The sequence below is a fragment of the Pseudobdellovibrionaceae bacterium genome (assembly GCA_023954155.1).
Classification (GTDB): domain Bacteria; phylum Bdellovibrionota; class Bdellovibrionia; order Bdellovibrionales; family UBA1609; genus JAMLIO01.
In genome coordinates, this window is record JAMLIO010000012.1 from 13,283 (window position 1) to 33,923 (window position 20,641).

At 41.6% G+C, this 20,641-nt stretch carries 20 protein-coding genes and 2 pseudogenes; 16 read left to right on the plus strand and 6 right to left on the minus strand.

Annotated features, from left to right (window positions below):
• Window positions 1–9: 9 nt before the first annotated feature.
• Together rplT and rpmI are read right to left on the minus strand one after the other, a co-directional pair.
• The gene (rplT, locus tag M9899_10920) at window positions 10–357 is read right to left on the minus strand and encodes a 50S ribosomal protein L20 (protein MCO5114669.1); all 348 of its coding nucleotides are present in this window, start codon (window positions 355–357) and stop codon (window positions 10–12) included.
• A 10-nt stretch (window positions 358–367) separates the two neighbouring features.
• The gene (gene rpmI / locus M9899_10925; GenBank protein ID MCO5114670.1) at window positions 368–565 is read right to left on the minus strand and encodes a 50S ribosomal protein L35; all 198 of its coding nucleotides are present in this window, start codon (window positions 563–565) and stop codon (window positions 368–370) included.
• 174 nt (window positions 566–739) lie between these two features.
• On the opposite strand from rpmI, the gene M9899_10930 reads away from it, so the two are divergent.
• The 6 genes from M9899_10930 (at window position 740) to M9899_10955 (ending at window position 6,689) form a co-directional block, all read left to right on the plus strand.
• Complete coding sequence (locus tag M9899_10930; protein MCO5114671.1) at window positions 740–1,003, plus strand: hypothetical protein; 264 nt, start codon at window positions 740–742, stop codon at window positions 1,001–1,003.
• Window positions 1,004–1,110: 107 nt separating this feature from the next.
• The gene (locus tag M9899_10935; protein MCO5114672.1) at window positions 1,111–1,956 is read left to right on the plus strand and encodes a TIGR02147 family protein; all 846 of its coding nucleotides are present in this window, start codon (window positions 1,111–1,113) and stop codon (window positions 1,954–1,956) included.
• On the plus strand, window positions 1,931–3,160 hold the full coding sequence (locus tag M9899_10940) for a hypothetical protein (GenBank protein ID MCO5114673.1): 1,230 nt from the start codon (window positions 1,931–1,933) through the stop codon (window positions 3,158–3,160). Before M9899_10935 ends, M9899_10940 begins: the two co-directional genes overlap by 26 nt.
• Window positions 3,150–4,382 (plus strand): hypothetical protein, encoded by a 1,233-nt coding sequence (locus M9899_10945; GenBank protein MCO5114674.1) that lies wholly within the window; start codon window positions 3,150–3,152, stop codon window positions 4,380–4,382. The genes M9899_10940 and M9899_10945 overlap by 11 nt, the downstream gene beginning before the upstream one ends.
• A gap of 148 nt (window positions 4,383–4,530) precedes the next feature.
• Window positions 4,531–5,391: a hypothetical protein gene (locus tag M9899_10950; GenBank protein ID MCO5114675.1), complete on the plus strand. Its 861-nt coding sequence runs from the start codon at window positions 4,531–4,533 to the stop codon at window positions 5,389–5,391.
• Window positions 5,392–5,435: 44 nt separating this feature from the next.
• Window positions 5,436–6,689 (plus strand): hypothetical protein, encoded by a 1,254-nt coding sequence (locus tag M9899_10955; GenBank protein MCO5114676.1) that lies wholly within the window; start codon window positions 5,436–5,438, stop codon window positions 6,687–6,689.
• 67 nt (window positions 6,690–6,756) lie between these two features.
• Here the strand turns inward: M9899_10955 and M9899_10960 are convergent, their stop codons facing one another.
• On the minus strand, window positions 6,757–8,052 hold the full coding sequence (locus M9899_10960; protein ID MCO5114677.1) for a dicarboxylate/amino acid:cation symporter: 1,296 nt from the start codon (window positions 8,050–8,052) through the stop codon (window positions 6,757–6,759).
• A gap of 70 nt (window positions 8,053–8,122) precedes the next feature.
• Complete coding sequence (locus tag M9899_10965; protein ID MCO5114678.1) at window positions 8,123–8,905, minus strand: Crp/Fnr family transcriptional regulator; 783 nt, start codon at window positions 8,903–8,905, stop codon at window positions 8,123–8,125.
• A 47-nt stretch (window positions 8,906–8,952) separates the two neighbouring features.
• Between M9899_10965 and M9899_10970 the strand changes: the two genes are divergently transcribed.
• The 6 genes from M9899_10970 (at window position 8,953) to ccoG (ending at window position 15,739) form a co-directional block, all read left to right on the plus strand.
• On the plus strand, window positions 8,953–11,094 hold the full coding sequence (locus tag M9899_10970) for a heavy metal translocating P-type ATPase (GenBank protein ID MCO5114679.1): 2,142 nt from the start codon (window positions 8,953–8,955) through the stop codon (window positions 11,092–11,094).
• The gene (ccoS, locus tag M9899_10975; GenBank protein ID MCO5114680.1) at window positions 11,091–11,300 is read left to right on the plus strand and encodes a cbb3-type cytochrome oxidase assembly protein CcoS; all 210 of its coding nucleotides are present in this window, start codon (window positions 11,091–11,093) and stop codon (window positions 11,298–11,300) included. Before M9899_10970 ends, ccoS begins: the two co-directional genes overlap by 4 nt.
• Window positions 11,301–11,447: 147 nt before the next feature.
• The gene (gene ccoN / locus M9899_10980) at window positions 11,448–13,598 is read left to right on the plus strand and encodes a cytochrome-c oxidase, cbb3-type subunit I (protein MCO5114681.1); all 2,151 of its coding nucleotides are present in this window, start codon (window positions 11,448–11,450) and stop codon (window positions 13,596–13,598) included.
• Window positions 13,595–13,783 carry a hypothetical protein gene (locus M9899_10985; protein ID MCO5114682.1) on the plus strand — a complete coding sequence of 63 codons (189 nt, stop codon included), beginning with the start codon at window positions 13,595–13,597 and terminating at the stop codon, window positions 13,781–13,783. The genes ccoN and M9899_10985 overlap by 4 nt, the downstream gene beginning before the upstream one ends.
• Window positions 13,776–14,357: a c-type cytochrome gene (locus tag M9899_10990; GenBank protein ID MCO5114683.1), complete on the plus strand. Its 582-nt coding sequence runs from the start codon at window positions 13,776–13,778 to the stop codon at window positions 14,355–14,357. The genes M9899_10985 and M9899_10990 overlap by 8 nt, the downstream gene beginning before the upstream one ends.
• A complete protein-coding gene (gene ccoG / locus M9899_10995) occupies window positions 14,354–15,739 on the plus strand; it encodes a cytochrome c oxidase accessory protein CcoG (GenBank protein MCO5114684.1) in 1,386 nt (461 codons plus the stop codon). The genes M9899_10990 and ccoG overlap by 4 nt, the downstream gene beginning before the upstream one ends.
• A gap of 185 nt (window positions 15,740–15,924) precedes the next feature.
• Here the strand turns inward: ccoG and M9899_11000 are convergent, their stop codons facing one another.
• Window positions 15,925–16,680, minus strand: coding sequence for a hypothetical protein (locus tag M9899_11000; GenBank protein MCO5114685.1), 756 nt, complete (start codon window positions 16,678–16,680; stop codon window positions 15,925–15,927).
• 382 nt (window positions 16,681–17,062) lie between these two features.
• Here M9899_11000 and M9899_11005 point away from each other — a divergent pair, with 382 nt between their 5' ends.
• From M9899_11005 to M9899_11015, 3 genes and pseudogenes are all read left to right on the plus strand, one after another.
• Window positions 17,063–18,367: an ATP-binding protein gene (locus tag M9899_11005; protein ID MCO5114686.1), complete on the plus strand. Its 1,305-nt coding sequence runs from the start codon at window positions 17,063–17,065 to the stop codon at window positions 18,365–18,367.
• Window positions 18,364–18,636, plus strand: a pseudogene (locus M9899_11010) (response regulator). The gene M9899_11005 and the pseudogene M9899_11010 overlap by 4 nt, the downstream one beginning before the upstream one ends.
• Before the next feature lie 141 nt (window positions 18,637–18,777).
• Window positions 18,778–18,873 (plus strand): annotated as a pseudogene (locus M9899_11015) (transcriptional regulator).
• Between the two features lie 5 nt (window positions 18,874–18,878).
• Here the strand turns inward: M9899_11015 and M9899_11020 are convergent.
• Complete coding sequence (locus M9899_11020) at window positions 18,879–19,715, minus strand: methyltransferase domain-containing protein (protein MCO5114687.1); 837 nt, start codon at window positions 19,713–19,715, stop codon at window positions 18,879–18,881.
• 250 nt (window positions 19,716–19,965) lie between these two features.
• On the opposite strand from M9899_11020, the gene M9899_11025 reads away from it, so the two are divergent.
• Window positions 19,966–20,640, plus strand: a complete 675-nt coding sequence (locus M9899_11025) for a phosphatidylserine decarboxylase (protein MCO5114688.1) — start codon at window positions 19,966–19,968, stop codon at window positions 20,638–20,640.
• Window position 20,641 lies beyond the last annotated feature (1 nt).

The following is a 20,641-nucleotide window of genomic DNA, read 5'->3' on the forward strand; positions in this document are numbered from 1 at the left end:
CAACCACGTTTAGGCAGACTTCACTTGATCCGCTATAGCTTTAAATGCAGCCGCATCAAATACCGCTAAATCAGCTAAAGCTTTACGGTTAAGTTCAATGCCTGCTTTCTTAAGGCCACCGATAAATTGGCTGTAAGATAGACCGTTGATTCGTGCAGCAGCGTTGATTCTTTGAATCCAAAGACCTCTAAAATCACGCTTCTTCACTTTACGATCACGGTAAGCATAAACTAAGGCACGGTCGTTTCTTTCCTTAGCAATAGTAAATAAACGACTTCCTGCTGAGTAGTATCCACTAGCACGCTCTAAAACTTTTTTTCTACGTCTTCTGGCGACGATTCCTCTTTTTACTCTCATCTCTGACCTCTTAACCTAACAATAGTTCTCTCATGGTTTTTTCTTCACAAGGACCCACATGAGTCATGATTCCTAGGTGTCTTTTACGCTTTGACGATTTCTTAGAAAGAATATGTCTTAGACCTTGTTTTTTTCTTTTGATTTTGCCGCCTGGCTTTAGACGGAAACGCTTTTTCGCACCACTGTGCGACTTCAGCTTGTAGCTCATTTTTTCTCCATTCCCATAAAGGCGAAGCTTCTTAAATGAAGCTCACTTTGAGGCCCTTACTAGATATCAGGTCTAAATCTATAAACATAAATCCCTGAACTGACAAGCATAAAGGCCTTTTTTCTGAGTTTTTCGCTATTTACGGGCTTTTAAAAAGAACCTATGATGGTGGGCATGAAAAGTGACGATCCACAAAATCCCCAACAGCCCCCAGAAGTGAAACCGCTTCCTCCACCTGTGAAGCTTAGCATGTTGGACTTTATAATTACTCTTCTAAGTCCTTTAATTATTGGAAAAAGCTTGGTTTTTTATTTTGGCACCATGTACTCAAGCCATCCAGGACAAGGTTATGGATATGCCATGATTGCCGCCATATGCTTCACGCTAGGAACCTTAGGGCGGTTCCTTTGGAAGTATCGACATTACAACGACGAGTAAGAACGAGTCATTTCAAGGACTTAATGCACATCTTAATTTTTACAATGTAAATTACAAAATCATATATCTTCTTGATTTTGCTTATATTTACGCGGTAACTATAGTTCATGGAAAACGTTACTTTACGCCCCATCATCAGCACTTACCAAGACCCCGTCGACTTTATCAAAAGTATGCTGGAGTACCGACGCAAAAGTGAGCCTCACTTTTCGGTCCTTAAAGAGACTCAGTCTTTAAGAAAGGTTTCCCCTGCGTTGATCTCTCTGATTCTTAAAGGTAAGCGACGAATCAATCCTGATCGTGCGGATGAGCTGGCCAAACTTCTAAATTTGAGTGCTTCAGAAAAATTTTATTTTAAAAATTGGCTGCAAAGTTTAGATGCCGGTTTTACTGAAGAACTCACAACACCAAGCGCACCTATTCGCTCGCGCAAAGACACTGGGATTCATCTTTTGAATGATTGGCTCAATATTTATGTCAAAGACTTATTTATGATTGCTGAGATTCAAAAAAATCCACAGTTAGTTTACGAAAAACTGTCTGGCATCGCCCCTCCGCCTAGAATCAAAAAGTCGATGGATTTTTTACTTAAGTACGGCTACCTCAAAAGAACCCCACAAGGTCATATTGTTGTAGACACCAATCTAGATGTAGCCGAGTCCCCCATCCCTCATCGCAAGATCAGGCAGTTTCACAAAAAGGCTCTAAGTATTGCCAGCCATAATCTTGAAGTTTATTCGGTGGCAGAACGAATTGCCAACACCTTCACTCTAGTTCTGGATCAAAAGCAACACGAAGAACTGCGCGAACTGATTACAGAATTTGTTGAAAAACTTAAACTATTTGCAGAGAAAGCCCCAGAAAATAACAGTCACATTCAGCTCTACCAACTGATTATCAACTTAAGCCCTACAGGAGGACAACCCAATGACAAAGTCACGGATGAAAACTAACACCTACAAAATGGCCTTGTCATTTTTAGCACTACTGTGCTTCACCGCCCTAGCAGAATTTGCTTCGGCAAATACGTTTGTAGGCAACGGCGGCACATCAGGGGACGTGGAGCTTAAGATCACCCTAGAACAGATTGAGAAGACCTTTACAAAAATTGCCAGAACTCAAAAAGTAAAGGATCTTGAGCTTTGTGAATGCCCACCTATGTGGACTCAAAACTCCATTTGTCGACCTCTCAATCAACTGCAAGAGTCGCAAAAGAAGTTCTGCCAAAAAGGACTTGTGAGTGTCACACCCCAAGTCTTAGACATCCTAAAAAATAATAAAGCTTATTTTAAGTGGACCCACTCCTCTATCAATGTTCTTTCACATGAGGACCACGAAGTTGCAGCTGATGCTGTAGCCAATATTAACGACCACACCGTCACCATAAATAAAGATAACTTTTTAAAAGCGTCTCAAGCACAAAGAGTCTTTCTGCTCACTCATGAGCTGATGCACTTGATCTCTTTTGAAGATGGGAGGTTGGCAGATCAAGGCCCTGTGGGTCCTTTCACCAGCGCTCAAGGACAGCGCGAATTTATCAATGCCATGGCTTCTTCTATTGCTACCGAAGCGAATTCTCTTATGCTCTACCACAACTATCAAAGAGCCTTACACAGATCGCAAAGCCACGTAAAAAACTGGGTAGACTTGGGATTTGTAGGTTTATTTTCTGTCAACCCCAGCAGCAACACCTATGATCAAGATTATTATGGAAGTTTTAAACTGAATTATCGCCGTTACTGGAATCTGAACTGGGGATTCAATGCGGGACTGCGCGGAGAACGCGCCACCGAAGATGTTATGAGTGACACCACCATCGAAGAACAGCTTCAGGTGTACCACTTAGGAGTCAGCTATAGGTTCTTTAATAATGCTGATCCACTCACTGCTTGGGGACAATCTTTTATCAACGTCGACCTAAACTTTGAATACACGTTAGCAGATTTAAAAGCCAAGGACAGCTTCACGTCAGCTAAAGACGATGATTCAGGCATGGGTTTAGGTTTATATGCTCAATACTATTACCCTTTAAGCAATTCGTTTTGGATTCATCTTGGGGTGGGAGTGAACCAAACTTTTTACAAATATAATGTTTTTAATTTAGAAAAAAATGATACAAAGGTGTCTGGAACTTTAGGAGTCAGCTATGGATTTTAATTTCAAAAAATATCTTCTTAGTCTTATTGCACTTATTTTGATAACTGGATGCGATGTTTTACCTGATGTTGAAGGCGAATACCTGATTGGGAACAGTCTTGACTCTATCTCTTCACAGAGCGATCAAGGTAACTCGCAGATTGTCAGTTTTTTTGATAGCAAAATAAAAAAGATTCATATTTTTGATCTGCAAAACCTGCAAACCCAACAGAGTTTTAACGTCAAAAATCCTAAAGACGATCATTACCTTGTGGCCAATAATGACATGTCTTATGTGATTGACCTCAGCCCCAGCCAAATGTCCATTTATCGTTCGACAGGCACAGCCATTCACAACCCCATACGTTTTAATGGACGCCCTATCTCTGCGGCCTTTGCCAAGGCAGCAGGTCGATTAGTGGTCTACGATGATCTGGCCTCTGTAGGTTTTTTACAACTTGACCCAAGTGGTGAAGTCACAGACTCTTGGGTGGGTGGCCCTGTCATCAGTCAAAATCATAGCATTGTGTCTGGAGATCTGTCCCCTGATGGGCAAACTCTTTTATTAGGACTGAGCAGTGGAGACCTCGCCATTATTGATGTGACTCAAAGCATGGCCAACCAGAGTTGGGTCTATGAAATCGCTCCTTTAGGAATTAACGATATCAAATGGATCGCACCTCTGTCTAACACTCAGGCCCTACTGCAAGATCAATCCTCTTTGATCCTCTATGATTATCAAAACAAACAAGTTGTAGATACAATGGCGATGAGTTCTTTAAGAGTGACTCTGTATTCCAAACAGAATGACCCTCACGTCTTATACAAAAATGATTTAGGGCACACTATTTTAGTTTACGTACAAGGTGGCAGTCTGCAAAGCCGACAGATGATCCATCTGCAATCCAGTAAAAGAATTCCAATTCAATCTGTTTTAAATCAAAGTAGTAACGTCTGGAACTTGATCACTCATACTCCTACGTATAACTTAAATATTTTTGATCCTAAAGGAGCCTATATCAATATCACTTCAAAGAAGCGTTCGGCAGAGTCCTATCGTTTTAATGATATGCTCAATCTTTCAAATAGAGAACTGCCCGATCAGGCGCAGTTAAAGCAGGCTTCACACTTTATCTTTGCCCTGTTTCCTTCAGAACTAGGTTATATTGAAAAGATTCCTCTTCTATCAGAGGAGCCTGCAGAAAAGATGAAAAACTTTAACTTACACTATATTAAGAAGTAAATTATTCCCACGTAATATTAGAAACAATATTATGTGGGATGTAAGTTAAAGTAAAAAGAGGACTATTGTCGACGATAGTCCTCTAGTATTTAAAAAGGAATACATTTTGCAAAAATATTTCTTGATAACGTAATATGGATGGAGTCCCTTGCTACTGAGTTCAAAGTCCCTTTATTTGGTTTTAACACTATTTGTGCTTCTAGGTGTCGTCCCTTTACGTCACCTGCAAGCGGCAGAGGATGTCACCTTCACTCAGTCAGAAGTGGTCTCTGTAGACACATTCTTAACATCACAAAAAGCAGTCGTTCCCTTAGCTCAGAAAGAGGTGGCTGCGGTGTTTGGACAAGAGTCGACCATCACTGAGGCCCTTCGCATTACAGAACGCATTCTTAAAATTTACCCGCCAGAAAAATATCATTATGTATTTGTGGGACGAAGTCTGGCTTTGATCAAAGCCCTTATGGACAACAAAGGGATTGCCAACACAGGGCTGCCCTTTCGTGGAAAAAGTTTTGACCTAAGCTTTTCTGCTGCCAACGCGCAGGAGGTGGCAGCGTGGATTCAAACTCATTTAAATCAACATTTACCCAGGCCCTCAGAACGACAAGGTAAAGAGTTGGTGCTGCTAGATTTCACTCTTTCAGGCGCAGGTCTTTATACTGCACAAAAAGTGCTGGATTGGTACTACAGCCACAATGAACGCCTAAACCTTCTTCGCGTCACCACAAATCCTTTCAGTTTAAGCAGTGTGACCCCTGCTTTTTTAAATACATACCACAACAAAAGCATTCGCATTTCTGCTGACACTATGTTTGCCAAACATCTTTTAAACTCAAATTTTGATTCTTATGCTGGGTATGGGACGTTTAATATTTTAACGGGGCAATACTTAGAATATGACAGATCCACCTCTGATCGATATGAAAACTTAAAAGATTGGGTCTCTACAGAAATTTTAGGCCAAACTCCTCGTCGTCGCCTTCGCTGCGTCAGCTATTTAAAGGTTTAAAAAAACTAGAAAATGCCTTAAAATCATAAGAATGGGATGGCCCTATGATTTGTAAATCTTTATCTTTACCCCAACTGCGATCCTATTTACGCCGTCAACCCGTGATCACGGCTTTGGGTGTATCTCTACTTATACATATAGGATTAGGGGGCTTACATCTTACTTCCTCCATTTTCACATCCACTGAGCCTTTAAAACCTCTAGATGCACCTCCCATTGAGATCACAGTAATAAACGACAATACAGACCCTCATCGCGCTGATGGGGAACGGGCGCACAATCTGGCTCCTGTCTCTTCACCCTCTCAGGAACAAAATGTAAACACCGTGGCGACAACATCATCACAGAAAACAAAAAATCCTTCACAAACACAGGCAAAGAAACCCAAAGGCTCGCCCCTATTTCAAGCAGGGCCCACCTATGTGGATGTGGTCGAAAATAAATTGAGCGATCCTTCGGGTTCTGTGTTTGAAGGGCATGAGGACGCCCCCATTACTACAGCGGCCACTTATGACAATTACTCACCCACAGGAGCTTTTGGGTATGTCAATCAAGGGGGAATTGTTAAAAGTTTTGAGAACAATAGTTTTTATAAAAGTCTTTGGTCACGAGTTCGATTTCATTCGGGGTTTCCTGACGACTTTGTAAAATACCGCTTAAATGGAAAGGCTAGAATCCATGTTCTTGTCAATCGCAAGGGACAGATCATTGGTGACTTTTTAAAAGCTCATTCCAGCGATCCTTTTTTAGAACTTTACTCTATGGCCATTTTAGCCAAAGCCTTACAAGAGCCCTTGCCGTCCCAACAATGGGCCGAAGACAAACAGATTCCCGTAGTTTTTGAATTTGAGTACGCCTTTGTTTCTGACCTCATTACATGGGAAAGCCTTAAGACCGATAAAGGCACTTACCAGGAAAATAAATTTGTAATCAGAAACTACCGTTACTCTCCTTCAGACCTTGAACAGATCATGGCGGACCTTTACCGCGATTACTATCCACCCGTACTTATCTTTCCTGGTGGGGCGTTTGTGGACATCATCGCTCTCTATGAGAAATACGATCGGTACTTTAGAAAAAAAGACTTTCGCTCCTCAGCCCAACAACGAGAAGACCTTTTTAAATCCTTTAACCTAAGAGAATTACTACAGGTGGCGATCAATAATCCCAACTTAGACTTAGTAGACACCTTAAACAAAGGAAGTTTAATGGGATCACCCAAAACATTTTCTGACCCTACAATGAGTCAAAAGTTTATGATCCCTAGCACAGACAACTCTCAGGATATTAAAAAGTAGTTCACTACTTTCAGCAAGATTGGGATTGAATTTAATCTCACATGTCCGTTATTGGTTGGCACCCGCTTTAAATCACAGGTTCTTCGGTGGGAGCTTTGCGTCCGTAAAAGATGTCTTCGTCGAGCTGCTTTTCGCTTTTACCAATGACACACGCCACCATACTGTCCCCTGCCACATTGACCATCGTGCGAGTCATATCTAATAGACGGTCCACAGCCATAATGATTCCAATGCCTTCGACAGGAAGACCCACTTGGTTAAACACCATAGACAACATAATCAGACCCACAGCGGGTACACCCGCAGTGCCGATTGTGGCTAACGTGGCAGTAAAGATCACCATCAGGTATTGGCTTAAGGACAAATCAATGCCATAGGCTTGCGCTACAAATACTGTCGCCACCCCTTGCATGATTGAAGTTCCATCCATGTTTAAGGTTGCACCTAGAGGAACGACAAACGAAGTCACTGAGTTTGAAACTCCCAATTTATTTTCTGTGGTGTCCATGGTCACAGGAATCGTGGCATTACTGCTCGATGTGCTAAAAGCAAAAATAAGTAGGTCATAAATATTTCGCAAATACTGAACGGGACTTAATCCAGTAAATGTTTTTAATATTATACAGTAAACCACAAACAGATGAACCAAAAGTAAGGCTAAAACCGTAAAGAAATATTTGGCCAAAGGCATAACGGCCACAAGTCCTTGCTCTGAGAACACCTTAGCGATCAAGCAAAACACACCCACTGGCGAAAACATAATCACAATGCCTACGATCTTCATCACCACAACATTTAAGTCTTCAACAATACTTAAAATTCTTTTCCCAGCAGCACCCGTCAAAGTCAGAGCCATTCCTATTAAGATCGACAAGAAGATCACTTGTAACATGTTACCACTAGCCAGAGCATCGATGGGGTTTTTGGGCACAAGATTCACAAGCAAGGTAGATAGGGGTGGTGCCTCAGCGCCTTCAAATTTGATCGCATCCGCACTCAGCTCAAAGCCCCGACCTGGGCCAATAAGAATGGCCACAGTAATAGCAATGGCTAAAGCTAAAATGGTAGTCAAAATATAGATCAAAAGCGTTCGGCTTCCAATACGACCCAATTGCGCAATATCACCCAAACCCGCCGTTCCACTGATTAAGGAGACCAGCACCACAGGCACAACTACAAGCTGCAACAGACGCATAAAAATCTGTCCACCAACATCAAACGCTCCAAAGATCACAAAGTCTTTAACAAATGCAATGTCCCTAGTGCCTGTAAGATTGATGATGAGACCCAATAAGGCCCCTACAATTAAGGCAAAAATCACTTGGAATGTAAGGCTCTGCCATTTAAAGACTTTTTTCATCATAAGCTTACCCTCTTATCTTATGGATTATTGATAGAATTTAAGGGCTTATAACGTTTTTGGGAGCTTGAGTCTACCTTTGGGCGGCCTCTTGTAAGCGTGACAGGTCTTGAATGTAAATTCTTTTTTTATTTTCGGAAAGAATGACATCTCTTTTCAACTCTGCAAAACAGCGTATGACGTTTTCTACGGCGACACCCACTAAAGAGGCATACTCTTCTCGCGTGAGCTGCACATCTAAAAAAGAACCTATCTCATCTGCACCATGGAAGTCTTGATAGAGATTCAGAAGAATGAAGGCTAAACGCCCCTTGCTGTTCTTGTGAGCTAGAGCATGGGCCACTTCTTGCGCCTCTTTCATCTCTTCATCCCAGCGGCGAACCATATTCAGAGCCAAAACACGATCTTTAAGTAAAAGATCTTGGAAGAGATCATCACTGATCAGGCAGATCACTGCATCTTCGATCACAACAGCCGTAGTCGCATAACCCGTCTTATTTAAGAAACCCACCCCACCGATCACATCCCCAGGTTTAGCAATACGCATGATAGTTTCGCGCCCATCCACAGTGCCTTTGATCAATTTGACTTTACCTGAATTTATACAGAATAGACCATGATGAGGATGACCCTCAATAAAAATGGTCTGCCCTTTTTTATACTGACGAGAGTGCTTCTCATCATTCATACTCTTAAAGGACTCGTCGTTAAGGCCCTTAAAGACGCTTTTAGCAACTGCAGAACAGCCTGCAGGCGTATTGCATGAACCACATAAAAGAGAGGGTTTTTGACCGTAAGACATTGTCTGATAAATATCATGTTTTAAACTGCAAAACAACATAACTTCAGTCGTCATAAACCATTAAAATGTCTGCAAACCCTCCCTCCCCTTTGCGAGTAAATATGGATCCGACACATGCGCCTACAGCCATTCAAAATTACATTTATCGCGTGGATGGGGTCAGCTGCACTAAGTGCATTGCTAAAATTCGCGAGCTGTCCAAATCTGATTTTAAAATTGAAAATCTAAAATTTAACTTAGCCAATAAAACCCTCACTCTTGATGCGCCTGAAACTTTTGCTGGTGAGACGTATGTTCTGGCTTTAAAAAAATTAGGTTATGTTGCCAAGGACATCACCACTTCCGAACTGCATGAAACTTCAGACTATCACAAAGAAAATAAACTATTTTTGATTCGTTTAGGTGTAGCTGGGGCATGTGCGGGAAATATTATGCTCTTAAGTTTTGCACTATACCTAGGAGCTGAAGAGACCGTGTACGCAGGACCACTGTCGTGGTTGTCTTTTGTGTTTTATATTCCTGCACTTCTCTTTAGTGGATACCCGATCCTACACAGAAGCTTTTCCGCACTTAAAAATCTTACTCCTTCCGTGGACCTTCCCATTGCTTTGGCTCTACTTGTCGGTGGAGCATTAAGTTTTAAAAATCTGGTGCAAGGTAACCCCAATATTTATTTTGATTCCTTAGCGGGGTTGATCTTTTTTCTACTGTGCACTCGTTACCTTGTGTTTCAAATTAAAAATAAGTTTTTAACACCACTTTCGATGGCAGAGATCCTCCCCTCAAAAACCACACGTCTTAAAAAGGCAGGGCAAACTGAATTTATCAGCGCCGACATCACAAGTATTGAGCCTAAGGATCACATTGATCTACAGGCCCAATGTATTTTACCTGTAGATGGAATTTTACTCAGTGATAAGGCCGAGTTTGACACTTCACTTCTGACTGGTGAGTCTTTTCCCGTCACATTGCAAAAATTTGATCGAGTCTATTCAGGTTCTAAGCTTCTTTCTTCTTCAGCGTTGATCGAAGCTCAGTCCACATCTAAGACCTCACGCATTCATGAAATTTTTGAACGGCTCAATGCCGCTCTTACACAAAAGACAGAGCTTGTGACCTTTACAGATAAGGCTGCACAAATTTTAACGTATGTACTTCTTGGAACCTCCGCATTATTTTTAACTTTTTACTCTGGTGTCGGTTTTGATGAAAAACTTCACCGCGTTCTAGCTCTACTTGTGGTGGCCTGTCCTTGTGCTTTAGCCATTGCCACTCCTCTGGCTTTATCTTTAGGGGTGAAAAGGCTGTTTCACAAAGACATTTTGATCAAAAATCCTGACACCTTTGAAAAGATCAATCACACAAGACATGTGATCTTTGATAAGACAGGAACCCTGACTCAGTCTTCTTTGGAAGTCACCCAGTGGCATCCCCGTAGACCTACACAAGAGGAACAAGACATTATTTTTGCTCTTGAACGTCATAGCGAACATCCCGTGGCCAAAGCCTTACTGCGAAGTGTGAATCCACAAAATATAGAACTGACTCTGAATGTGGCCGAGCGAATTGGAGAAGGAGTCAAGGCCCAAGTAAAAGACGACATTTACTCACTAGAAAAGAGTCATGAGCAACAAGGGCAAGTTGTGTTCACTAAGAACCGCGTTCCTGTACTTCACATTAGTTTTTCTTCTACGTTGCAAGAAGATGCCAAGTTGGCTTTAGACTTCTTACAATCTAAGAACATCCAAAGTTATTTGCTGTCTGGAGACAATCAAAAATTTTCTGCACAGATTGGCGGGCAACTGGGATTTGAACCCCAAAACATTATCTATGACCAGACGCCAGAATCCAAAGCGGACTTTGTCGAAGGGTTTAAATCTCGACATGTGCTTTATGTGGGCGATGGTCTTAATGATAGCATTGCCATGGCCAAGTCTAATTTAAGTATTTCTGTGAATAACAGTGTTGAGGCCACCTTTAAGGCGTCTGATGTTCATTTTAATAAATCTGGGATCGCTAAGATCATTCCACTTTTTGAAGTTTCAAGGGACGTACTTCAAACCATCAAAAGAAACCTTATGCTTTCTACATTATACAACCTCACCTTTGGCACACTGGCTTTATCTGGAGTCATTACCCCTCTTCTGACGGCTATCATTATGCCCACAAGTTCTTTTACTGTAATTGGTCTGACCTTTTATTTTTTATATTTAAAACACCCACAAACAAGTGAGTTAAAATGAATATCTTAATTATGACTATTCCTATCTCTATTTTGTTAGCCACTCTGTTTATCTTGTTTTTCATCAAAGCCGTAAGATCAGAACAGTTTGATGACTTAGAAACTCCAGCACATATTGTTTTACTCGATGAGATCGAGAAAGAAAATGAACAACGCTACAAAAAAGAACTGGAACGCATAACAGAAGACAAAGAAGCCAAGATATAAAAAAAGCGTTTAGAGTTTAGGTTTTGGGGATTGAGGTTTGAAGTTTGGGGCTTTAAATTTTTGGGAGTTACGTTTTTTAAAATTTTGAATGAGTATTAAAAGTTAGAATTAGATAGCAACGTCAAACAGAAAAAGAGGCAATAAACAATGACTGAAAACGACAAGAATTATTACGATAATAAAATCGTGAGAGACTTCGCATTTGCGACCCTATTTTGGGGAATCATCGCATTTACAGTGGGACTGCTAGCGGCTTTGCAACTCAGCTACTGGAAGTTTAACTTTGATCTCGAATGGCTGACCTTTGGTAGGATTAGACCCCTACACACCAACGCGGCTATTTTTGCCTTCGCAGGTAATGCCATCTTTGCAGGGATTTACCACTCCACGCAAAGACTCTGTCGAGTACGTATGTTCTCTGATGTCTTAAGTCGTATTCACTTTTGGGGTTGGCAGGCTATCATCGTTGGAGCAGCAATCACTCTTCCTCTAGGTTTTACTCAAAGTAAAGAGTATGCCGAACTGGAATGGCCTCTGGACATCTCTATCGCTTTGATCTGGGTGATCTTTGGACTTAACTTCTTTATGACCTTAAAAAATCGTAAGGAAAAACATATCTATGTGGCCCTCTGGTTTTATATTGCCACTATCATCACTGTAGCGGTTTTACATATCTTTAACTCCATCGAAATTCCAGTGAGTATGCTTAACAGCTATCCCGTGTATGCGGGAATTCAAGATGCGATGGTGCAATGGTGGTATGGACACAACGCCGTGGCCTTCTTCTTGACCACACCATTTTTAGGACTCATGTACTACTATATTCCTAAAGCCGCAGAACGCCCTGTGTACTCATATAAACTATCTATCATTCACTTTTGGGCTTTAATTTTTATTTACATCTGGGCAGGTCCTCACCATCTGTTAAACACATCTTTGCCTGATTGGGCACAGACCTTGGGTATGGTTTTCAGTGTGATGTTATGGGCTCCAAGTTGGGGTGGAATGATCAACGGTCTTCTAACTTTAAGAGGTGCGTGGCATCTTTTAAGAACCAGTCCTGTGATTAAGTTCTTGGTGACTGCTGTGACTTTCTACGGGATGGCCACATTTGAAGGCCCACTGCTTTCTATTAAATCTGTCAGTTCGTTAGCTCACTACACCGACTGGATTGTGGCTCACGTTCATGGTGGGGCTTTGGGATGGAACGGGTTTCTGACTTTTGGGATGCTTTATTATATGATTCCAAAACTTTATAACACCAAACTTTACAGTGAAAAGTTAGCTAACATTCACTTTTGGGTGGGGCTATTAGGGATTTTACTTTACTACATCTCCATGACTGTAGCGGGGATCACTCAAGGACTCATGTGGAGAGCCATCAATGATCAAGGAAAATTAGTTTACCCTGACTTTGTGGAAACCGTGACTCGTATTGTGCCTCTGTATTATGTGCGCGCAGCAGGCGGTGTTTTATTTATTATTGGAACTGTGCTGATGATCTACAACATGGTGTGCACCATCAGAAACTCTAAAGGTCTTGCAGATGATCCAGTGGCTGAACCTTTGGAAAAACGTGAAAGCACTGGTGAACACAAGTCCTCTGGGCACAGACGGCTTGAAGGTGCGGTTTTAACTTTTAGTGTGTTGTCATTTGTGGCTATTGCCGTTGGGTCTGTCATTGAAATTGTACCGACCTTGTCTTTACATAAATACGTGGATGAAAAAGTCCAAGCCGAACCTTACACTCCTCTGGAACTAGCTGGGCGGGACATTTATGTGCGTGAAGGCTGTTACACCTGTCACTCTCAACAGATCAGAACTCTACCGTTTGACGTTCTACGTTTTGGTCCTGCCTCTAGTGTGGCAGAGTCCATGTACGACAGACCTTTTCAATGGGGTTCAAAACGCATTGGGCCAGACTTGGCTCGCGTAGGGAAAAAATATCCTCACATCTGGCACTACAGACACATGCGTGACCCACGCGAAGTCATTTCTGATTCTTTGATGCCTAGTTATCCTTGGCTGTTAAATAAGAAGACCGACTTTTACTCTTTAAGAAGAAAGCTTTCTGTCATGAAGTACTTAGGTGTGCCTTATGATCAAGACACCGTGGCCAATGCGGATATTGTGGCAGAAAAGCAAGCGCGTGAGCTTTCTTATGAACTGCGCGAACAAGGAATCACAGCTTCAGCTCTAGAACAAAAAGAGATCGTGGCTTTGATTGCTTACCTACAAGCCTTAGGTCAAAAAGTAACACCGATTGATTCTGTGGCATCAGAAGGAGAGCAAAAATGAAAAAGGAGATTTTAAATCATTTTGTAAATCCCGATTGGATTTTACTGAGCTTTCTTTTATTTTTTGCTGTCTTTTTATTTATGCTTTATCGCGTGTTCTTTTTAACATCAAAAAAAGAGCACCAAAGACATTCCTTAATCCCACTATACGACAAACCCATGAGAAAGGCAGAACACCATGAGTGAGAACGACAAAAACGTTGAAGGACAAATCATCGAAGGACACGTGTACGATGGCATTAAAGAGCTTGATAATCCACTACCTAAATGGTGGCTATTCACCTTTTACATCACTATTGTGTTTAGTATTTTTTATTACGGATACTATGAACTTTTTGGTGGCCCTACCAGTCATGAAATTTTAGCAGCAGATATGGCAAAGGTGGAGGCTCTACAGCAACAAAACGCGCAAGACGCACCTGAAGAGCAACCCATAGACATGAACGATGTGAATAGCATTTTAGCTGATGCCAGTGTGATGGCTGAAGCTAAAAGACAGTACGATGGAAAATGTGCCGCTTGTCATGGAATGAATGGAGAAGGCACTGTTGGGCCTAACTTGACCGATAAGTACTGGATTCACTCTAAGGGTGAACTCGATGCCATTGTTGTGGCTCTTAAAAAAGGATTTCCCGATAAAGGGATGCCCCCTTGGGAAGACATGATTCCTAAAGAGTATCACCTTGCTGTGGCCGTTTATATTAAACAGATGCCCCCAGCCTCTGGACGACCTCCCCAAGGAGACTTAGTCGAAGAATGAGCTACAACCCCAGAGACCTCCCTACAGAACGCCCCTCAACCCTAGATAAAAAAGGGTTCCGTGTTTATATTCATCCCGCCGAGGTCTTAGGGTATTTTCGTACTCGCAGAAATCTTGTCTATGGTTTTTTAGTTTTTATTTTTTTAGTTTTGCCTTGGACTCAATTTCAGGGCAAGCAGACCATCTTACTGGACTTAGCACAAAGAGAGTTCACGTTTTTTGGCAGCACCTTTTATGCTCATGATGCGCCACTGTTCTTTTTTCCAGTTTTTATCTTTGCCATGCTGTTAGTTTTTATAACTTCTGTCTTTGGTAGAGCCTGGTGTGGATGGGCTTGTCCTCAAACTGTATTCATTGATTTTATTTATCGAAAAATTGAAAAATGGATTGAAGGCAATCACGTAGAAAGAAAAAAATTAGATGAAGCTCCTATGAGTGTTAGCAAATTCAGCAAAAGAGCTTTGAAGTGGATTTTGTTTTTTCTGGTCTCGGCCCACATCGCCCATAGCTTCACCGCCTATTTTGTAGGGGCAAAACCCTTGCTGCTCATCACGTTGGGGAATCCGCTTAACAATATTAACTTATTTATTTTTGTTCACTCTCTTACTCTTTTATTCCTGTTTGATTTTGGCTGGTTTAGAGAGCAGTTCTGCATCATCATGTGCCCCTATGGACGCTTTCAATCCGTGTTAATGGACAAAGACTCTTTGACTGTCGCCTACAATGAAAAACGCGGAGAACCCAGAGGCAAAAAAGGGCCTGGAGATTGTGTCGACTGTTATAAATGCGTGATCGTCTGTCCTACGGGAATTGATATCCGTAACGGCTCGCAACTAGAATGTATTGCATGCACGGCCTGCATTGACGCCTGTGATGATGTGATGACTCGTCTAAAGCTGCCCACTGGACTTATTGGGTACTCTTCAGAGGCTGAGCTTGAGGGCAAGAAACGCAAACTCATCAACTGGCGCAGTGGCAGCTATTTAGCAATCATCCTAGGGCTTAGCATCGCCTTTTCTATCATTCTGTTCTTTAGACAACCTGTAGAGTTTAAGGTCTTACGTGCCAGTAAAGCCCCGTTTTCTATCACAGAAGAGCAAGGGCAAAGACTGGTTCTTAACCATTTTAAACTGCATCTCACCAATCAAACTCAAACTCTGATCCAGATCGACATTGTGAACCAGCATCAAGACTCTCAACTTCTGTCACCAGAATTTCCTCTGTCACTTTCTCCGAGTAAAGACAGATGGTCCCACATCTTCTTTAAGACACCTATAGATAAATTCAAAAACAAAGATAAAATCCAAACTCAAATCCAACTTAAGTATAAAGATCGCACTGAAACTTTAAAAATCAATCTTCTTGGGCCGCAACAACACTAACGGCCGCAGAGATTTTGGGGTCTCCATTTTTATATATATACTCAAAATACTCAAACAGTGACGTTTGGCATACCTTTGCGTTCGCAAAGCTACGCCAAGCCGAACTCGCATTTCGACCATATATATAAAAATAGAGACCCCAAAATCTCTGCTCTCTTACTGTAGACTGGGAGATTCACCATATTTTAAATAATTTGGCCGTCTTCGATTTTGTGTTTGGGTAAAACTACGGAGTGAGGCTTTATGGTGACTCGATTTCCGATTTTAGCTCCGCCCATAATGCTGGCTTTGAGGCCGATGTTGGTGTGATCACCAATAGTGACAGGCTCAATGATTAAGAAACCTTTTTGACCAGAATGAGCAAAGATAGTCGCGCTTCCACCGATGGTGACATAATCCCCAAGAGTGATCATACAAGGGTCAGAGATATTTGACGTGTTAATCACGACACCTTTGCCGATTTTCATTCCCATCATTTTAAAAAATAAAACATTTAAAGGACTGGGTGTGATGAACTCTAAAAACGTAAAGCGCACCATATAAGTCAAAGCATTATGAATAAACCAAGGAATGGTAGGAAGTGAAAACCAAGGTCCACGAAAGGCTTTAACCTTAAAAGGGATTAAAAAATTCACTAATGGAACAACAAAAACTAAGCTTATGCCATAAATAAAATAACCTGCCGCAAGGCCTATACCCATAGCCATATATTTTAAAATAGGTGCCCAATGGGCTGTAAACTCTTGCACAGTAAAAAACACATAAAGCCCAGGCCCCGCAGCCACACCCACACAAAAGACACAAATAAAAATGACAGGTAATAATAACAAACTAAAAGATAGGGTACGAAACCTACGCAAAACCTTCTCTAAAACTCCACCCACACCTTTGCGCTTGGAATCAATAGATAAGACATCTTCTTTAATCTTTTCTGCCCCCATAAATAACCTAAACAGATCTACTAGACCTGTGCCTCTCTCTACACATTATCGGTATTTAAGCGGCAAGATTCAAGACTATGTATTTATGACACATAAACAACCCCCTTCATAGGTCTAGATCGTGGAGGCATTTGGGTTTGGGCTTTTTAGTTATATATACTCAAAATGCTCAGACAGTGACGTTTGGCATGATTTTGCGAACGCAAAATCATGCCAAGCCGAACTCGCATTTTGACCATATATAACTAAAAAGCCCAAACCCAAATGCCGTTCTCTATATTAAGACTGTGGATACAAATCGTTTAGTGTTTTTTTGTGCAACATATTGTTGCATTGGTCTTCACAACTTGGCGCAGCTCTGTCTTTGATGTAAAAAGAGGGCATGAAAAAGCTTTTGAAATCTCCGCTTCGTTTTCCGTCTCATATCGTTAATAACGAGGTGGCCAAGCTGATCTGGGTGACGCGTTTGCGGTGGTTTGCCCTCGGCCTATTTATAGTGCTGGTTCTTCCTGCTTTTAAATTTGGGTTTTTACAGAGTGGACATATTTTATTTTACCTATTTGGCATCTGCTTGCTGTTTGCTTTTAATTTAGTGTCTTTATTTCTGTTTACAGAAAAATTTTTTCTTGAATCTCAAAGCAATAAACGCATTAACTCTTTTATCTTTTGTTTACAGTTTGCCTTTGATCTGTTTATCCTCACCTATCTGCTCTGGTTTTCTGGAGGGATTAAAAATCCTTTTATCGTTCTGTTCCTTTTAAATACAGCCCTCGGAGGACTTTTGATTCCTGGGCGCGTGGCCTTTCCTTTGCTGCTCCTCACCCACTCTTTACTCGCCGTACTGCAAATGCAGTTTATGGCCCAAGCCCCTCTGACTGCTCCTATTGCTATTTACTTTTTTATTTCTCATTTTTTAGTCCTTACATTTTGGCTAGTGATGAGAAATTTGGGTTCTTATTTAGAAAAACGCAACCAAGCAGAGACCTTAGCCACTCTGACTTTAGAACGACAAGATCGTTTACGTTCTTTAGGGGCACTTGCAGCGGGTTTTTCCCATGAGTTTGCCAGTCCCTTGAATACAGCCAAAATACGTTTACAAAGAATCATGCGTGCGGCGGGGCAGATTGAAAATACACCTCAAGAGCTCAAAGAAGAAATTTATGAAGCTCTGGAAGCTATCGAAGATTGCGAGGGCATCTTACACCAGATGAACTCTTCACAACTTGATTCTAGGGATTATCAATTCAAAAGAATTCGTGTGGCGGATCTTTTAAACGACGTCATTGATTCGTGGAAAGAGGAACACCCTGAAGCCCAAGTTCAAACTCAAATTACAAATGCTCAATATGATTCTTTACCTGCTGTGAATTTTGCCCAAGTGGTTTTGAATCTCTTGGATAATGCCCACGAGGCCGAACCTCACAAACCTATTGGTGTGCAATTTGATTATGTGGATGGACAATTCACTCTAAGTATTCGAGATCAAGGCCCTGGCTTTTCACATCTGGTTTTAGAAAAACAACTTGAACCCTTTATCACCACAAAAACTCATGGTACGGGTTTAGGCCTATATGTGTCGCAACTGTTTGCCAACTCTTTAGGTGGGCAACTCAAAATTAAAAACTTAACGGCTCCCACAGGAGCTTTGGTTAAAATCATTTGGCCTCAACAAAAGGAATCCTCATGAATAAAAAAACACTGATTCTAGAAGATGACCTGAATCTTGCACAAAGCTTGGCACAAGAGTTCACAGAACACGGATACGATGTGATTAAAGCCTCTCAGTTCTCTGAAGTTCCTGAAGACGTGCAATTTGACTTTGCTGTGATCGACTTAAGACTTAAAGGTGAGTTTGGTTTAAATGTTTTAGAAAAACTTAAAACGCGCTCCCCACTTTGTCGAACTGTTGTGCTGACAGGCTACGGCAGTATTACTACTGCTGTGGAGGCCGTCAAATTAGGTGCCGTTGATTACCTGACTAAACCCGCAAGCTTTGAAATGATTGAGCAGGCTTTACTAGGTCAAAAACTAGAAAGCACAGACAAAACAGGAGACTCTCCGTCACTTTCACAGATTGAACATGAGTATATCAATTATGTTCTAACAAAGAACAAAGGCAATATCTCTAAGTCTGCCAGAGAGTTGGGGCTTCATCGTCAAAGCCTCCAAAGAAAATTAAAAAAATACACTTGATGATCTTACTTGCTGACCTTTTTAAACTTTAAAGTCATGCGGTCACTCTCACCAATGGCAAGATACTTTTCTCTATCTTTATCCCCTAATCTTAAACTAGGAGGTAAGGTCCAAACACCTTTCGGATGATTGGTGGTGTCTTTGGCGTTCGCATTGATTTCTGAAGCTTCAATGAACTGAAATCCTGCTTGCTCGGCTAGGCGAATGACATCGGCTTGTTTGACATAACCACTGCCTTTTAAATCTTTAGTGTGAGCTTGTGCACGATGGTCCACAACACCTAAAATTCCACCAGGTTTTAAAGCCTCATAGAAGCCTTTAAATATCTTTTCTTTATCATCCCAGTTGTGCACATTTCTAAAGGTCAGCACGCGGTCTACGCTTTCTTTGGGGGCAAACTCTTTGCCTGCTTGAAACTCAGTGAATACCACTTTGCCATAAGTCCCCGCATTGTTAGCGATCTTTTCTTTTAAGGCGACATTGGCTTTTTGAAAATACTCCACTTTATTATCCGCAGGAAAAATAGCTAAGTACAAAGTGCCTTTCTCTTTTAAGTAAGGGCCTAAGATTTCTGTGTACCATCCTTGCCCAGGAGTGATTTCTAAAACACTCATGTCTGGCTTCACCTCAAAAAAGCTTAAGGTCTCGTAAGGGTGACGAAAGACATCGCGAGCTGCATTTTTGGCTTCTCTGTTGGGACTGGCAACGGCCTTTTTTAGGGGGTCGCTCTCCACAGCATTTCCTACGTTGGCAGTCCTACTGCTGTCTGTCGTGCAGGCTGTACACATTAAAAATACAGCACCCATCCCCAATAATGAAACTTTTGATATTATGTTTCTCATCGCTCACCTCGACTATTTTTTATTTTGTATGGCTTTGGCTCTCTCTTTTCTTACAACTGCAAGAAAATACACACATAGAAACACAAAACCAAAACATAAAACGGCAAATACGATATCTTCTGCTGTCATCACAGAACCTCCAGTGAGACTATTTTGTAGTCCTTTATATTATATGGATATAGACCTTATATCAGCATGTTTTATGCTATGGAGCATGACATAAAAAGCACTTTCAAGGAGACCTATGCCTATGAGTTTATATAAGAGCATCACCAATTCCTTTGTCCCTATTCACCCTGCTGGGTACCCCTTTATCCTGATCTTTGCCCTTGTGAGCCTTGTTCTTGGGTTTTTCTCGACAAGCTTGCTGTGGATTGGCGGATTTTTAACCCTATGGTGCGCTTACTTTTTTAGAGATCCTGAGCGTGTCACCCCTAATGAGCCTGATTTTGTGTTCAGCCCTGCCGATGGTAAGGTCTCTTTTATAGGACAAGTAACACCCCCACCTGAGTTAGGTTTTGACAGGCCTTCTATGGTTAAAATTTCTGTTTTTATGAATGTCTTTAACTGCCATGTGAATCGCTCCCCTATTGAGGGAAGCATTAAACGGATTGCCTATATCAGAGGCAAATTTATCAACGCCGAACTGGACAAATCCAGTTTTCACAACGAAAGAAACGCGCTGGTGATCTCTAACCCTAAGCTCACCATTGGTGTGGTGCAGATTGCGGGTCTTGTTGCCCGCAGAATCTTGTGCTGGAGCGAAGAGGGCGATGAAATCATGGCAGGAGAGCGTTTTGGCCTCATTCGTTTTGGTTCGCGCCTAGATGTGTATCTGAATCCTGAAGATGTAGATCAAATCTTTGTCGAAAAAGGACAGACCACTGTAGCGGGCGAAACACGTTTAGTGAAAATCAGAAACTAAT

Excerpts from the sequence above, each read along its gene's own strand:
- rplT (MCO5114669.1), bottom strand. The coding sequence starts at position 357 with ATGAGAGTAAAAAGAGGAATCGTCGCCAGAAGACGTAGAAAAAAAGTT.
- rpmI (MCO5114670.1), bottom strand. The coding sequence starts at position 565 with ATGAGCTACAAGCTGAAGTCGCACAGTGGTGCGAAAAAGCGTTTCCGT.
- M9899_10930 (MCO5114671.1), top strand. The coding sequence starts at position 740 with ATGAAAAGTGACGATCCACAAAATCCCCAACAGCCCCCAGAAGTGAAA.
- M9899_10935 (MCO5114672.1), top strand. The coding sequence starts at position 1,111 with ATGGAAAACGTTACTTTACGCCCCATCATCAGCACTTACCAAGACCCC.
- M9899_10940 (MCO5114673.1), top strand. The coding sequence starts at position 1,931 with ATGACAAAGTCACGGATGAAAACTAACACCTACAAAATGGCCTTGTCA.
- M9899_10945 (MCO5114674.1), top strand. The coding sequence starts at position 3,150 with ATGGATTTTAATTTCAAAAAATATCTTCTTAGTCTTATTGCACTTATT.
- M9899_10955 (MCO5114676.1), top strand. The coding sequence starts at position 5,436 with ATGATTTGTAAATCTTTATCTTTACCCCAACTGCGATCCTATTTACGC.
- M9899_10960 (MCO5114677.1), bottom strand. The coding sequence starts at position 8,052 with ATGATGAAAAAAGTCTTTAAATGGCAGAGCCTTACATTCCAAGTGATT.
- M9899_10965 (MCO5114678.1), bottom strand. The coding sequence starts at position 8,905 with ATGACGACTGAAGTTATGTTGTTTTGCAGTTTAAAACATGATATTTAT.
- M9899_10970 (MCO5114679.1), top strand. The coding sequence starts at position 8,953 with ATGGATCCGACACATGCGCCTACAGCCATTCAAAATTACATTTATCGC.
- ccoS (MCO5114680.1), top strand. The coding sequence starts at position 11,091 with ATGAATATCTTAATTATGACTATTCCTATCTCTATTTTGTTAGCCACT.
- ccoN (MCO5114681.1), top strand. The coding sequence starts at position 11,448 with ATGACTGAAAACGACAAGAATTATTACGATAATAAAATCGTGAGAGAC.
- M9899_10985 (MCO5114682.1), top strand. The coding sequence starts at position 13,595 with ATGAAAAAGGAGATTTTAAATCATTTTGTAAATCCCGATTGGATTTTA.
- M9899_10990 (MCO5114683.1), top strand. The coding sequence starts at position 13,776 with ATGAGTGAGAACGACAAAAACGTTGAAGGACAAATCATCGAAGGACAC.
- ccoG (MCO5114684.1), top strand. The coding sequence starts at position 14,354 with ATGAGCTACAACCCCAGAGACCTCCCTACAGAACGCCCCTCAACCCTA.
- M9899_11000 (MCO5114685.1), bottom strand. The coding sequence starts at position 16,680 with ATGGGGGCAGAAAAGATTAAAGAAGATGTCTTATCTATTGATTCCAAG.
- M9899_11005 (MCO5114686.1), top strand. The coding sequence starts at position 17,063 with ATGAAAAAGCTTTTGAAATCTCCGCTTCGTTTTCCGTCTCATATCGTT.
- M9899_11020 (MCO5114687.1), bottom strand. The coding sequence starts at position 19,715 with ATGAGAAACATAATATCAAAAGTTTCATTATTGGGGATGGGTGCTGTA.
- M9899_11025 (MCO5114688.1), top strand. The coding sequence starts at position 19,966 with ATGAGTTTATATAAGAGCATCACCAATTCCTTTGTCCCTATTCACCCT.